Source organism: Paenibacillus forsythiae T98, assembly GCF_000520735.1.
In the GTDB taxonomy this organism is placed as follows: Bacteria; Bacillota; Bacilli; order Paenibacillales; family Paenibacillaceae; genus Paenibacillus_AQ; species Paenibacillus_AQ forsythiae.
On the sequence record NZ_ASSC01000011.1, the window covers coordinates 1 to 13030 of the forward strand.

Genomic DNA, 13030 nt, shown 5'->3' on the forward strand with positions numbered 1-13030 from the left:
TACGCCATGCTGATCAGCAGCACACAGACAAAGACAATGACGGACAGCGCCGAGCCTTTGCCGAAATCCAGTTCACTGAACATCGTTTTGTACGCGTAGATGGATACGGATTCCGTTGAATTGGCGGGACCGCCGCCGGTAAGGACATAGATCAGATCAAACACGCGGAAGGCATCCAGCGTACGGAACATCAGCGCGACGAAAAAAGCGGGCTTCAGCAGCGGCACGGTGACATGCACAAACTGCTTCCACCTGCTGCCTCCATCCACCCAGGCGGCTTCATACAGCGAAGCGGGAATGTTCTGGAGACCGGCAAGCAGCAGCAGCGCCACGAGAGGGGCCGTCTTCCACACATCCGCCATAATGACCGAGCCCATAACCCAGGAGCCGGAAGACAGTAGCGTGGCCATATCCGAAATCAACCCGGCTTCGTACAGCAGCTTCGCGACAATGCCGTTCTGTCCGTCGTACAGATAATGCCAGATCATGGCCGATACGGCAGTCGGTGTAGCCCACGGAATGAGCACCGCCGCACGCACCAGCCCACGTCCCCGAAAGGTCCGGTTCAGCAGTAACGCAATCAGCAGCCCAAACAGCATCTCCAGCGCCACAGCAAATACGGTAAACAAGAGGGTGTGGCCGAGCGACTCCCACAGCCGCCGTCCTGATAATAATTCCCGGTAATGCGATAACCCGGCAAAATTCGGAGCCTGGAACGTGTCCAGCAGGGCGCTGGTCAGTCCAATGACCTCATCCGGGCGTGTCAAAGCCCCGCCCTCCTTCAGTCCGGCAAGCTCCTTTCGAATCTCCTGAAGCTCGGTCTTCAACCGCTCAGCCTTCGCATTGTCCACCGGGATGAACCGCAGCTCCTGCGGAACCGGGGCGAAAGCATCCAGCAGCGCGTTCACCTTGGTGAGCCTTTCCTGAAACGCCGGGTCTTCCTTAAGCTCTCCGCCGACATCCTCTAATTTCTTCATGGCAGCAGCAAGGCCGGACGACGAGCTGCCTTCGGCACTTCCGGCTTCCCGCTTCACGGCCCTGAGCAGACTGGGAAACCGGTCGGCGTACTGCTCAACATTCATTGAATACGAATAGTGGATGGCATTGCGGGTCGGATCGTTCAGCCGGAGATCGAACAGGCTGATCCAGAAGGAACGGAGCAGCGGCCAGAGCGCGACTGCGGCAATAATCAGCACGGCGGGAAGGATCATGGCGTATGCCGCTCTTCCTTCTCTCCATTTGCTTTTGTTCTTAAGCGGCATGGTATGACACCCCTTTACTCTTGTGGCGCGTACACCCAAAAACGAGTGAGGAGCCGTAAATACGGCTCTTCACCCGCCTGTCTTGGCGTACCGCTTATGACTTACTTGGCTACAGTGGCTTTAATTTGCGTTTCCAGATTAGCCAGGGCCTGTTCAGGAGTTTGCTGACCGGCAATCGCCTTGGAGACCTCCACTTGAATCAGCCCGGAAATTTTGGCGTATTGCGGTGTAATGGTCCGCGGAACCGCACTGCCAAGGCCGTTCACGAAATCGCGATTGGCAAAGAGCGGGCTGGCCTTCTGCACTTCTGGATCATCGAACAGCTTCAGATAGGTCGGGGTCTGCGTATTGTTGATCGCTACAATTTTTTCCCCTTCTTCGCTGATCAGGAACTTCAGGAATTCCCACGCTTCCTTCGGATGCTGGGAGTATTTGCTGATAGCGCCCAGCCAGCCGCCCAGCGCCGCAGCGGAACGGGCATCACCGGCCGGAAGCGGCGCAATGCCTACTTTGCCGACAATTTTGGAGACCTTCGGATCGCCTGCCTGCGCGTACAGGGCCGGCCAGTGACGGGCGAACACAGCGTCGCCTTCGATGAACGCGGTCAGCGTTTCTTTTTCCGTGAAAGTGTTCAGGTTGGAAGGAACCGCCTTCGAGGTCTGGATCTCGATCAGCTTCTTGAGTCCTTTCAAGGCCTCAGCGCTGTTCACCACCACATTGCCTTGATCGTCAATAATTTTGCCGCCATAAGCGTTAACCAGCTCGGTAAAACCGACGGCCAATCCCTCATACTGCTTGCCTTGGGTCACGAAGCCGTACTTGGTTCCGCCCTGGCCTTTCAGCTCCGTCGCTTGTTTCAGCAGCTCGTCCCAGGTAGTTGGAACCTTCTTCACCAGATCGGTGCGATAGTAGAGCAGACCTGCATTGTTGTATCTCGGGAACGCCCACTGCTGGCCGTTGTAATAACCTGCTTCAATTCCGCCTTTCAAGTATTCACTCGTATCAATGCCATCCTGCTCGATATAGCGGTCCAGCGGCAGCAGGAATCCGGCTTGGGCGAATTCGGCCGGCCAGGTCACATCCAGATTCACTACATCAATCTCGGAGGATTGGCCGCTCAGAATCGTCAGCAGCTGGTCATGCATTTGCGAGGAATCATTCGGGAACTCCCGAACCTCAACATCGATTTCCGGATGCTTCGCTTCGAAGGCTGCCACCAGCTTCTTGGTGCCGTCGGTCTGGTCTGCGCCCTGGCTGAAGACGATTTTCACTTTTTCGCCCGCCGCAGGTGAGGCGGAAGCTGCCGTCGAAGGCGACGCGCTGGATTCTGTGCTTGCGCTGCCCGAGCCTGAAGTGTTGTTGCCGGAATTGCCGCAGCCCGCGAGCAGTACCCCGGTCAGAATCAGCGCCATACTTAACTTGCCTGCTTTTGTTCTCATTGTTTAACTCCTCCTTATGGAATAGCAGTAAAGATTACAATTATTACAAATTAGAAAAGCTTTTCAGATTGCCGGACAATCAACCACGGAATTGCGCTCAACGATCTGATGAGGCACGCAGGTGCGAAGCTCCTCAATCGGCTCTCCATTAATTACCTTGAGCAGCTTGCTGACCGCCAAATAACCGATGTTATAGAGCGGCTGGGCTACCGTCGTCAACCGGGGGAAGCTCATGCCCGCCATCCGGGTGCCGTCAAAGCCGATTACCGAGATGTCGTCCGGAACCCGGATTTGATTCTCGTGCAAATAGGAGATGGCGGCCAAAGCCCGTTCATCGCTGGAGGCAAATACAGCGGTCATTTTCGGATATTTGCTGTGCAGACGCCTCATCGCTTCATAGCTGTCCTCAAAATGGTACTTCCCGTATTCCACGCAGACCGACTCGTCATATTCAAGCTGATGATCCCTTAATGCCCGGAGAAAGCCCTGAATTCGCGGATAGCCGGAGATCGGATCGGTCGGCGGGCCGCTGATCATGCCGATGCGGGTATGTCCCCGCTCAATCAGATACGCCGCCGCGTCGTAGGCCGCCTGCTCATCGTCCACTTTTACGGAAGGAATGTCATAGTCCAGGCTATGGGTAGCCGCAAGCACCACCGGAAAATCGAGCGTGGCAAACATCTCATAGCTGTCACGGGCAAGCGGCTCGCTTGTCCAAATCACGCCGTCAATCTGCTTCTCGTACAGCACCTTCAGGATCGAGCTTCTGCGCCCAGGGCTTGTATCGGTATTGCAAATAATCAGATTGGAATCCGACTGATTCGCGGCATCCTCCATTCCTCTGAGCACTGCGGAATAGAAGAGATTGGAAATATCCGGGATCAACACGCCCAGAGTGCCGGTCCGCTTATGTATCAGCCCTCTCGCCAAGGCGTTCGGCGAATAGTTCAGCTCACGGATGGCCTCCAGAACCCTCTGACGCTTTCTTGGAACGACCAATTCCGGGTTGTTCAGCACCCGGGATACCGTACTGATGGATACGCTGGCAAGGCTCGCCACATCTTTGATTGTTGCTTTCATTTCTATCACCTTTCACTGGACCGCTATGCGCTGAAAAGCTTTTCAGTTTCCTGTTCGAGCCGCTCCAGCTATTTAATCAACTTGCAAGATATTCCGTTCCACTCCTTCCCTCACTCCAGTTCCCCCTTCATGTGTACAGAAAAAGGCCTACTTCGCTCTTTGATAGAGGTCGGCAGGCCGTTGGTTTGTCCAGTGGGCTCTAAGTGTATGCAGTTAAAATCTTTGTTGAAGAAAAGATATCACAATAAATCCAATGGGTCAAGTATGAATTATTAAGCTTAGCTGATGATGTCGCTTGGGAGTGCCGCCACTCTAATGTTATCGCAGCTCCAGACGATAACCGTGGCGCTGTCCCGGCCTTGTTCCTGATGCACGTTAATTAACGCGTCTCTGGTGCATTTTTCAATATCTGTTTCATTACAAAATGCGGTATATAGATTATGAGGATTTTGAAGGGGCTGTGTTCCGTATTCCAGCAGACCGTCAGTCGTCATTACGACGATTGCGTCCCTTTCTCAGCTCCCTCACTCCCGATGAAAAACAAGGAACTGGCTGGTCGAAGGTATTTACATATCCGATCCACTCGTAGAAATTGGATGGTCAAGATACATTTTATCACTGCCAACCCAGCTAAACTTGAATATGCCCGGTTCCATATTTCCCTGAATTCCCCTCCCAAACAGCTCATGAGCCATATCCTGCTCCATCAACATCGCTGTTTCATAGTCATTTCACTTCCAAACAGAAACCTTTGGACTCAAGCCATTGGATAACACGCTCCCGATTGCGAACTTCTACAAAATGATAATAGCGTTCCAGCTCTTGTTCATCCGAGGCCAAGGCATCCTTGAATTTCCGAAATATCTTCTTGCTTCCGTTCAAAGCATGAACCAGCTTATTTCTTAATTGCTCATTAACGACAGTTTCAGCAAAATCGGACATATCCCTATACCCTTCATGCGATTCCCTACACGGAATACGAAAATATACTTCGTTAAAACCCTCATCAATCATCTCACTCAATTCCTTATCCGCATCATCCGGGTCAAAAGAATTCAGGGTTACGATCTCACCTGTTTCAATATTCAGAAAAAAGTCAATCCCGTCCACATACAGATCACAAGTTTAAACAAGCTCTTTCATTTGTTCTTCGGTTAGCTCCAGCTTCTTCATTCGCTCCTCCTTATCCATCTCTGCTGAAAATTTAAGCTTTCAGCCTGCTACATCCTCAGCATTTCACGGATATCCTGTTCGGACAATCTGGTGACGGAGTCCTCTCCCGCTTCAATAACTTCCTCGATTAAATCTTTTTTGCGCTGCTGCAGCTCCAGAATTTTCTCCTCTATTGAGCCTTCCGTTACCATACGTATAACCTGAACTACACTTCGTTGTCCCATACGGTGCGCACGTCCAATCGCTTGTTCCTCCACCGCAGGGTTCCACCATAAATCATACAGGATAACGGTATCCGCGCCCGTCAGATTAAGACCGGTTCCGCCAGCCTTAAGCGAAATTAAAAAAACGTCCCCTTCGCCTTCATTAAAATGCCGGCACATTTCCACACGTTCCGCCGCAGGTGTCGCGCCATCAAGGTAAAATGGCAGGATACCGGCTGCCTCCAGGCTTTGCCGAATCAACTTCAGCATGCTTGAAAATTGAGAAAATACAAGCAGCCTTTTTCCGGAAGCATGGCATTCCTTCACGGTCTCCAGCAGCTGTTCAAGTTTACCGGAACCCCCTTCATAGTTTTCGATAAAAAGTGCCGGATGACAACAGATCTGCCGCAAACGCGTGATTCCCGCCAATATTTTCATACGGCTCTTCTGAAATCCCTCGGCCTGCAAGTTTTGTTCCGTCTCTTCCCGAAGCTTGGACAAGTAGGCAAGATAGAGTTTTTTCTGCTCATCCAGCAGTTCGGTTCGCTGCACCGTCTCAATACGGTCCGGCAATTCCTCCAGCACCTCCTTTTTCAGCCGCCGCAAAATAAAAGGAGACACGATAGCGGAAATGCGCTCTACTGGGAGTTCTTTAAAAGATTTTCTGCTGGAGAACAAGAGCGGGAAGACCACACTGAAAATAGCACCCAGTTCATCCAGCGAATTCTCAATAGGCGTTCCTGTTAAAGCAAATTTTCTTGCCGCTGTAATGGACTTTACGGTCTGAGCTGTTTGGGAAGCCACATTCTTGATCGCCTGTGCCTCATCCAGGATGAGCGCATGGAATGTTTTACCGGAGTAAAGTTCAATATCTCTTCGCAGAAGCGGATAAGACGTGATAACCACGTCGGCCTCTTCTATTCCTTCCAGCAATTCGCTTCGCTCCGCCTTTTGCCCGGCCGCTACAAGAACTCTGACCTCTGGAGCAAACCGCGCAAATTCATTGGCCCAATTATACGTCAGCGAGGCTGGACAGATGATCAATATTTGGGATTGGTCCGAGATTTCGCCAAGCTCGGAGCAGATGTAGGCGATAGTCTGAATCGTTTTTCCCAGTCCCATATCATCGGCCAGAATCCCTCCGAACCGAAACCTTGATAAGGTCTTCATCCATTGAAAACCTCTTACCTGATAATCGCGGAGAACGGACACCATGTGGACAGGGAGCTCGAAGTCCATATTTTCCGGCTCCTTTAGCTGTTCCAGAAAAAGCCGAAGCGACTTGCCCCATTTCAAATTTTTCGATGATTTCTCGCGTTCCGGGAGCTTCAGTGCATGTACGGATGGCAAACGTATCGTCGCTGCCCGCAGGTCCTTTTTGCCAATATTCAGATGGCCTGCCACCGTACGAAAATCATTGAAACGCTCCTCTTCAAGAGATAGAAAAGCGCCGCTGCGAAGCCGGATATATTTCTTTTTCTCAACGATTGCCTGCATCACACGAACGATTTCCTTCTCATCCAATCCCTCCAGCTCAAACGAGATATTGAGCCAGTCAAGCCCTTCGCTTAAATCGGCGCTGACTTTGGGATAGGGCTTACGCTCCTGAACAAGATTTTGCGCGGCTTGGGACAGAAATATGGCGGTACTGTCTTCCAATAAAGGAATCAGTTCATAAAGCGTTTCATAAATTTCAGACTCGCTTCCGGCAGTCCACAACTCTTCCTTCCTGCTCATAGATGACTGGTCCATTACAGCAATGATACGGTCTTCCAGCTGCAAATTTCTTACCAGAATCATATTGTTATTCTCTATGAAGGATTGGACTTTATTTAAAGGATTGATAAGAATGGAATCGTAGTGAAATTCAACCCGGGCGGTTAATTCGCTATCCTCATAATCCAGAAAAATTTTGGCTTGCAGTTCAGGCTCGACTATTTTTTCCTTGACCTCTTTTTTTACTTTTACGGTTCCCATTAACCTCAAGGCGGGCAAGACTCGTTGAACAAACGGCTCCATGTGCAGAGGTGATAGGTCCATCCGTTTGGAGGCGGAGAAATTCTGCTGTAATTGCGCCATTCGGTCAATGTTCGCTGCGTCCTGATTATAAATTCGCCCTTCCGAAATAAGGCATGAGTGATCCGGAAGCAGCAGCAGCTTGTCCAAACCGGAAACCGTCAGAGCATACCCTTCGGTTCCACCTTTGCCGATCGAAAAGCTGAGTGGAGGAGATTCGTTCAATAACTCTACCCGCGCTCCCGGATGTCCGGCTCCCTCCAGTATGGCATTTACTTTTGAAAAGAGCGGCTTTAGCTTGTCCCATGCCAGCGGAGAGATAACCATGGCTTTCCCGTCCGGTGTTCCGGGATAACTATAATAACCAACGCCCGTTCTTTTATAGATTTTCTCGGTATTTTTCATAAGAACCAGCACATTCAGAAACTCGATATCCGCATCGTTCATATGCTGCTTCTCCAGATCAAAGGTGAACTGACTCGTAAAATACATGGGAGTGCGATGCTCCATACACTCAAGGAACTGCTTAATTTTGGAAACAACGTAGAGCCGCTTGACCCCCACTCTCATTTCAAGGGACAAGCCTTTACTGCTTGGCGTGTTCTGGACCTTTATAATAAACTCAAACTGCAGCTGTTCACGGCCGGCGGATATCATGCTAATATCCTTACCCTTATCTCCAGTCGTCCCATTGAATAAGGAAATGAACTGATCAGCCTGTTGATAGGAAGGTTTGGGAACAGGTTTAACCTGAACAAGCTTCGAACCAGTCGCTGGAGCTTGGGCCGGGGCAGCTGAAAAGAGAGCGGATTGTGCTGAACCCGGGTGCTTGCCGCCAGTTGAACCCTTTTGCTCAAGCATGTTGATCGCAATAAGTGTCGCGGCCACATGTTTACAACAGCCATAGTCCTCGTAGGCGGGGCAGGTACAGTCCGCTTCTATATCTCCTTCATTATCAATATTGATTTGTACCTGATAGGATCTGCTTCCTCTTACCTGAGCCGTATAACTGTTCTCATTCTCATGAAATGTCAGTTTATTAACACATCTGGCTTTATAATAAGACATCCCCCGTTTATAAAAGGTTTCTCCGCAGAGGTCTCTAATATCTCTTAATGTAAAAAATATAACAATCATCCTCACATTCTGCTGCATGCAATGATTTAGTAATACAATCATACCATGAGCCTAGATACCGGCGCTGAGAAAAACAGAAAATTATAATTGCATTTTGCAATTATTTTCGCTATAACTAATCTATGAGGTGAACCCAATGGAAAATGCTCGAGAGTTGTTTCAAATCATGACCAGGCGCCTGGGTCTGCTGAATAAAGACTGCTGCAGCGTAAGCGGAATCAATCTGTCACTGGCCCAAAGCCATCTGCTCCACGAAGTGGTGCGCCGGGACAATCCTTCTATGCAGCAGGTTGCGGAGACGCTGGGAACGGATGTTACCACCTTTAGCCGGCAGGTGCAGTCCCTGATCAAAATGGATCTTGTTAAAAAAACGCCGGACCCTGGCGACCGCAGAGTATTCACCCTGTCTTTGACTGAGGAAGGAAAGAGAATTGCCGCAACCATCGACCAGCAAATGAACAGTTATCTGGAAGAAGTCTTCTCCTATATGACTGAATTTGAAAAAGAAACGGTCCTGCGTTCGGTACAGCTTTTTAATGAAGCCATGGGGAAATCAAGCCGATGCTGCGCACCTGTCACCGGGTGATTTTCCCAGCCTTTATAGTTGCACTTTGCAAATATAATCCCATATGCAAGGAGAGATTATGATGAACAAACTTACTCATGACCAGATTCGTCAGAAGGTTAGAAGCCGGTACCAGCAGGTCGCTGTTAAAACGGTAGAGCCTCCATCTTCCTGCAGTTCTGCCGAAAGTTCAAGCAGTTGCTGCGACGGTCCAACCGACTACAATGCGATTTCCGCCAAGCTTGGTTATTCCAATGATGAATTGTCCTCTGTTCCGGAAGGCGCTAATTTGGGACTCGGCTGCGGCAATCCACAAGCGATTGCTGAGCTAAAGCCTGGGGAAACGGTGCTTGATCTCGGCAGCGGCGGAGGCTTTGATTGCTTCCTCGCTTCCCGCCAGGTTGGAGACAGCGGCAAGGTCATCGGCGTTGATATGACTCCGGAGATGATCAGCCGCGCCCGGAATAATACCGACAAAGGCCGTTTCACCAATACCGAATTCCGGCTCGGTGAAATCGAGCATCTTCCGCTTGCCGATCAATCCGTGGACGTTATCATCTCGAACTGTGTGATTAACCTCTCTCCTGATAAGCAGCAGGTATTCCATGAAGCGTTCCGGGTTCTAAAGCCCGGCGGCCGGCTTGCGGTGTCCGACGTCGTGGCCGCAGTGGAACTTCCGCCTGAAATCACGAACACCATAGATGAACTATACACAGGGTGTATTTCCGGAGCCTCGCCGATCATGGATCTCGAGTCCATGCTGCGGCAAAGCGGTTTTACCGATATTTCCATCGAGCTGAAAGATGAATCCAGAGCCTTCATTAAAGATTGGGTTCCCGGGGCCAAGGTGCAGGATTATCTGGTCTCCGCCGTAATTAAAGCAACCAAAAAATAAGGATACCGTTAGGAGAATGGCATATGGAGTCGATCGTTATGGTTCGTGAAGCAGCCTCGGCTGATATCGCAAATATTCTCCGCATTTATAACCAGGGGATTGAAGACCGCATTGCGACACTGGAAACGGAAACCAAAGATACGGCCTACATGGAAGCCTGGTTCCGGGAACATCAAGGCCGTTATACTGTCCTGGTAGCTGAAAGGGACAGCGCAGTTATCGGTTGGGCCGCCCTCAATCTGTATTCCCACCGCTGCGCTTATAAAGGCGTTGCCGATCTCTCCATTTATATTGAACGCGAATCTCGCGGACAAGGCGTGGGGAGTTCCCTCCTTCAAACCTTGGAGCACACAGCGAAAGCTTCCTCTTTTTACAAAATCGTGCTGTTTACCTTCCCCTTTAATCAGATGGGCCAGAGGCTATACCGGAAAATGGGTTACCGCGAGGTAGGCGTCTTTGAAAAACAAGGGGTCATGGATAATAAGCCGATCGACGTAATGATTATGGAGAAAATACTTTAGAACAGAGAAAAGAGCCTAACCGCGTGTTAGGCCCTCTCTGCTTAAAATTACCGCTTCATCTGATATTATTGGCCAACGCTTCCTCCGTGATCCGCCGTATGTCGACGGGAGACATCGTTTCTTCGTTTACGAGATCCGGCAGGATGCGGTCGAGAAAATAGCCGACACAGTGCAGCGGAATATCCTTGATCTTCATCAGGGCGCTGCGGTACATCGTAACAAATTCCTGCTCCGTGTTGCCCTTTTGCAGCTCGGCGAACGCTTCGTATACCTGATCCAGCTTGTCAGCGACTTCAAGAATGCGCCCTTCCACCGATTGGTCCTTGCCCTCGCGCAGCTGGTTGTAGAAGATGCTTTGGAATTCGGGCGGGATATGTTCCTCGATAAAATGGTGCACCATCCCCTCTTCCACCTGCTGGATCAGCGCCCGAAGCTCCGGGGAGGAATGCTTGACCGGCGTTTTGATGTCGCCAATGAAGATTTCGCCGTAATCATGGCTGCTCGTAATCTCGTAAAGCTTCTTCCAGTCGATCTTCACGCCGTGCTGCTCCTCAATATCGGCCAGCGTCTTGGCGTACTGCACCACTTTCCAGGAGTGGGCCGCCACACTATGTTCCTCAAATTTGAACTTCCCCGGACAGCGGATAATCCGTTCAAGCCCGCCCAGGGACCGGAAATACGCATGAATTCCCATCGGTTCAGCCACCCTTTTATTGTCATGAAAGTCTCTTTTCTACTATAAGAAACTTATGTTAAGGGCGGATTAAAACAAATCTCTCAATCCCGGCCTTCAAGCCGTCCTCGTCATTGCTTGACGTAACCTGATCGGCAACCCGTTTCACTTCCTCCGGCGCGTTGCCCATCGCAATCCCGAGTCCCGCGTACAGGATCATGTCGATGTCATTGTAATTGTCGCCGATCGCCATCAGTTCCCGGTTGGAGAGATGAAGCGCCGCTTCCAGCTCGCGGATCGCATACGATTTGGACACCATTTCGTCCATAATCTCCAGGTAGGTATCCTTGGATTTATATATGCTGACGCCGGGAACCGCGCTTTTTAGCGTCTGCGCCAGCCGGTTAATCTCCTGCGGATTACCCATACATAATATTTTGTGAATCTCGTGATCCTCTTCAATATAGGAAGACAGCTCGCGCTCTATCGGGTCGACCTTAATAATCTCCTGCTCCTGAATAATCCAGGGGTTCGTGCGGTCGGCAACAATCCACTGGTCATGGCTGTACAGACTGAGGCTGATGCCCGGAAAGCCCGCGCTTATGACGCTGCGCAAAGCACCCACGCTGCTCTTGCCGATTCCGACGCTGTGAAGCGTTTCCCGATGGCCCCCGGCATCGCTCCCGCCCAGAACAAGAGCGCCGCTGTAGCATATGACGGGCGCATTGATTTCAAGCTCCTGCTGGAGAGGGAGAATCCCGCTCGGCATCCGGGCCGAAACGAGGACAAACGGAATATCCCGCTCCTTCACCTCCTGTATGGCGCTTTTGGTCTCCGGCGTAATCTGGTGCCGCGAATTTAGCAAGGTTCCGTCAATGTCGCTGAAAATCGCTTTGATCATGGCGCATCGCTCCCTATCAACGATTTTTTACTGCCCTTCCCCGCCCGTCAGGATAATCTCGATCCCGTTCTCCCGCAGAACCGACCGCAGATGCTCCGGCGGATCGCCGTCGGTAATCAGAACATCCATCCCCGAAAAATCAATGCCCTTGAAGGCAGCGGTAAGACTGAATTTCTTCGTATCTGCCAGCACATACACTTTCCCGGACCGCCCCGTTGCCAGCTTCTTGACCAGCGCATCCTCCCGGTTGGCAAAATAAATCCCGTCCTGCATAATAGCCGCCGCCCCCAGGAACGCCTTGTCGAAATAAATATCATTGAGCTGTAAAACCCCGGCCTCATCATAAAAAAACCGGTTGTCATGGTGAAACTTCCCGCCAAGCAAATGCAAGTCAATGCCGCTCTTGCCCGCCAGCACCGCTGCGTTATCGAGCGAGTGGGTGTACACCGTCAGTTGCTTCTCAACCTGACTGCACAGCTCCCGCACCGTCGTCGAGACATCCATGAAGCAGACATCCCCTTCTGAAATATAGGGCAAGGCCGTTTGGGCGATCCGAAGCTTCTGCCCGGAGGCCGCGTTCGCCCGATCCTTGTAAGCCTTGATTTCCTCCTTGAAAAAAGGTAAAGCGATTCCCCCATGTGTCCTTATCGCGGCGCCCTCCTCCACCAGCTTGATAATATCCCTTCTCGCCGTATCTCTCGAAATGTCCAGCAGCCCGCAAATATCCGCATTGGACAGTTGGGTGCGGGTCTTCAAATGGTCCAGAATTTTCAGCAGGCGTTCCTCCTGGTAAATTGGAAACTCCTCCCTTCTCACCCTCAGTATAAGCGTTTTTATGTATTTTGTTAAGTGTTTTTAAGCATTTATCTCAAAAAATAAAGCGACCTGCCCGGATGCACCGGAACAGATCGCCGTATCAGAAAATGGAGCGTGTGGAAAGTAACATTTTATTTCCCGGCCAGCTTGAAGCCGTATTTGACGAATACGTCGCCGGCTTCCTGAGTGAACAAATAATCGTAGAAGGCTCTCGCCTGCTCTTGATGCGCGCTTTCCGCCAGAACGGTGGCCGGATAGCTGATCGGATCATGGGTGGACGGATCGACCCGCATGGCGACCTTCACTTTCGGCTCACCGGCTGCGTCGCTGCCATATACAAAGCCCGCCT

The 13030-nt window shown here is 50.9% G+C and carries 13 protein-coding genes and 1 pseudogene; 3 read left to right on the plus strand and 11 right to left on the minus strand.

The window, feature by feature from the left end:
• From L692_RS0100395 to L692_RS33940, 7 genes and pseudogenes are all read right to left on the minus strand, one after another.
• Positions 1-1262 (minus strand): carbohydrate ABC transporter permease (locus L692_RS0100395; RefSeq protein ID WP_025696166.1); only part of this gene is annotated, 1262 nt, incomplete at its 3' end.
• A gap of 101 nt (positions 1263-1363) precedes the next feature.
• On the minus strand, positions 1364-2701 hold the full coding sequence (locus L692_RS0100400) for an ABC transporter substrate-binding protein (RefSeq protein WP_025696167.1): 1338 nt from the start codon (positions 2699-2701) through the stop codon (positions 1364-1366).
• A 63-nt stretch (positions 2702-2764) separates the two neighbouring features.
• Entirely contained in the window at positions 2765-3781 is a 1017-nt protein-coding gene (locus L692_RS0100405) for a LacI family DNA-binding transcriptional regulator (protein WP_025696168.1), read from the minus strand.
• A gap of 278 nt (positions 3782-4059) precedes the next feature.
• Positions 4060-4275 (minus strand): hypothetical protein, encoded by a 216-nt coding sequence (locus L692_RS31555; RefSeq protein WP_156940264.1) that lies wholly within the window; start codon positions 4273-4275, stop codon positions 4060-4062.
• Positions 4276-4507: 232 nt separating this feature from the next.
• A complete protein-coding gene (locus L692_RS27405; RefSeq protein WP_051503416.1) occupies positions 4508-4891 on the minus strand; it encodes a UPF0158 family protein in 384 nt (127 codons plus the stop codon).
• Between the two features lie 110 nt (positions 4892-5001).
• Positions 5002-7665 (minus strand): DEAD/DEAH box helicase, encoded by a 2664-nt coding sequence (locus tag L692_RS0100420; RefSeq protein ID WP_415752748.1) that lies wholly within the window; start codon positions 7663-7665, stop codon positions 5002-5004.
• 381 nt (positions 7666-8046) lie between these two features.
• Positions 8047-8352, minus strand: a pseudogene (locus L692_RS33940) (SWIM zinc finger family protein); the annotation flags it as partial.
• A gap of 94 nt (positions 8353-8446) precedes the next feature.
• Between L692_RS33940 and L692_RS0100425 the strand changes: the two are divergent.
• From L692_RS0100425 to L692_RS0100435, 3 genes are all read left to right on the plus strand, one after another.
• Positions 8447-8896, plus strand: coding sequence for a MarR family winged helix-turn-helix transcriptional regulator (locus tag L692_RS0100425; RefSeq protein WP_025696172.1), 450 nt, complete (start codon positions 8447-8449; stop codon positions 8894-8896).
• 61 nt (positions 8897-8957) lie between these two features.
• Positions 8958-9770 (plus strand): arsenite methyltransferase, encoded by an 813-nt coding sequence (locus L692_RS0100430; protein ID WP_025696173.1) that lies wholly within the window; start codon positions 8958-8960, stop codon positions 9768-9770.
• Positions 9771-9793: 23 nt separating this feature from the next.
• Positions 9794-10291, plus strand: a complete 498-nt coding sequence (locus L692_RS0100435) for an arsinothricin resistance N-acetyltransferase ArsN1 family A (protein WP_025696175.1) — start codon at positions 9794-9796, stop codon at positions 10289-10291.
• Positions 10292-10346: 55 nt separating this feature from the next.
• On the opposite strand, the gene L692_RS0100440 is transcribed toward L692_RS0100435, so the two are convergent.
• From L692_RS0100440 to L692_RS0100455, 4 genes are all read right to left on the minus strand, one after another.
• Positions 10347-10985, minus strand: a complete 639-nt coding sequence (locus L692_RS0100440) for a YfbR-like 5'-deoxynucleotidase (protein ID WP_025696177.1) — start codon at positions 10983-10985, stop codon at positions 10347-10349.
• A 58-nt stretch (positions 10986-11043) separates the two neighbouring features.
• The gene (locus L692_RS0100445) at positions 11044-11865 is read right to left on the minus strand and encodes a Cof-type HAD-IIB family hydrolase (RefSeq protein WP_025696179.1); all 822 of its coding nucleotides are present in this window, start codon (positions 11863-11865) and stop codon (positions 11044-11046) included.
• Between the two features lie 27 nt (positions 11866-11892).
• Positions 11893-12681, minus strand: coding sequence for a DeoR/GlpR family DNA-binding transcription regulator (locus L692_RS0100450; RefSeq protein WP_198027682.1), 789 nt, complete (start codon positions 12679-12681; stop codon positions 11893-11895).
• Between the two features lie 131 nt (positions 12682-12812).
• The coding region (locus tag L692_RS0100455; protein ID WP_025696183.1) for an extracellular solute-binding protein at positions 12813-13030 on the minus strand (218 nt) is incomplete at its 5' end.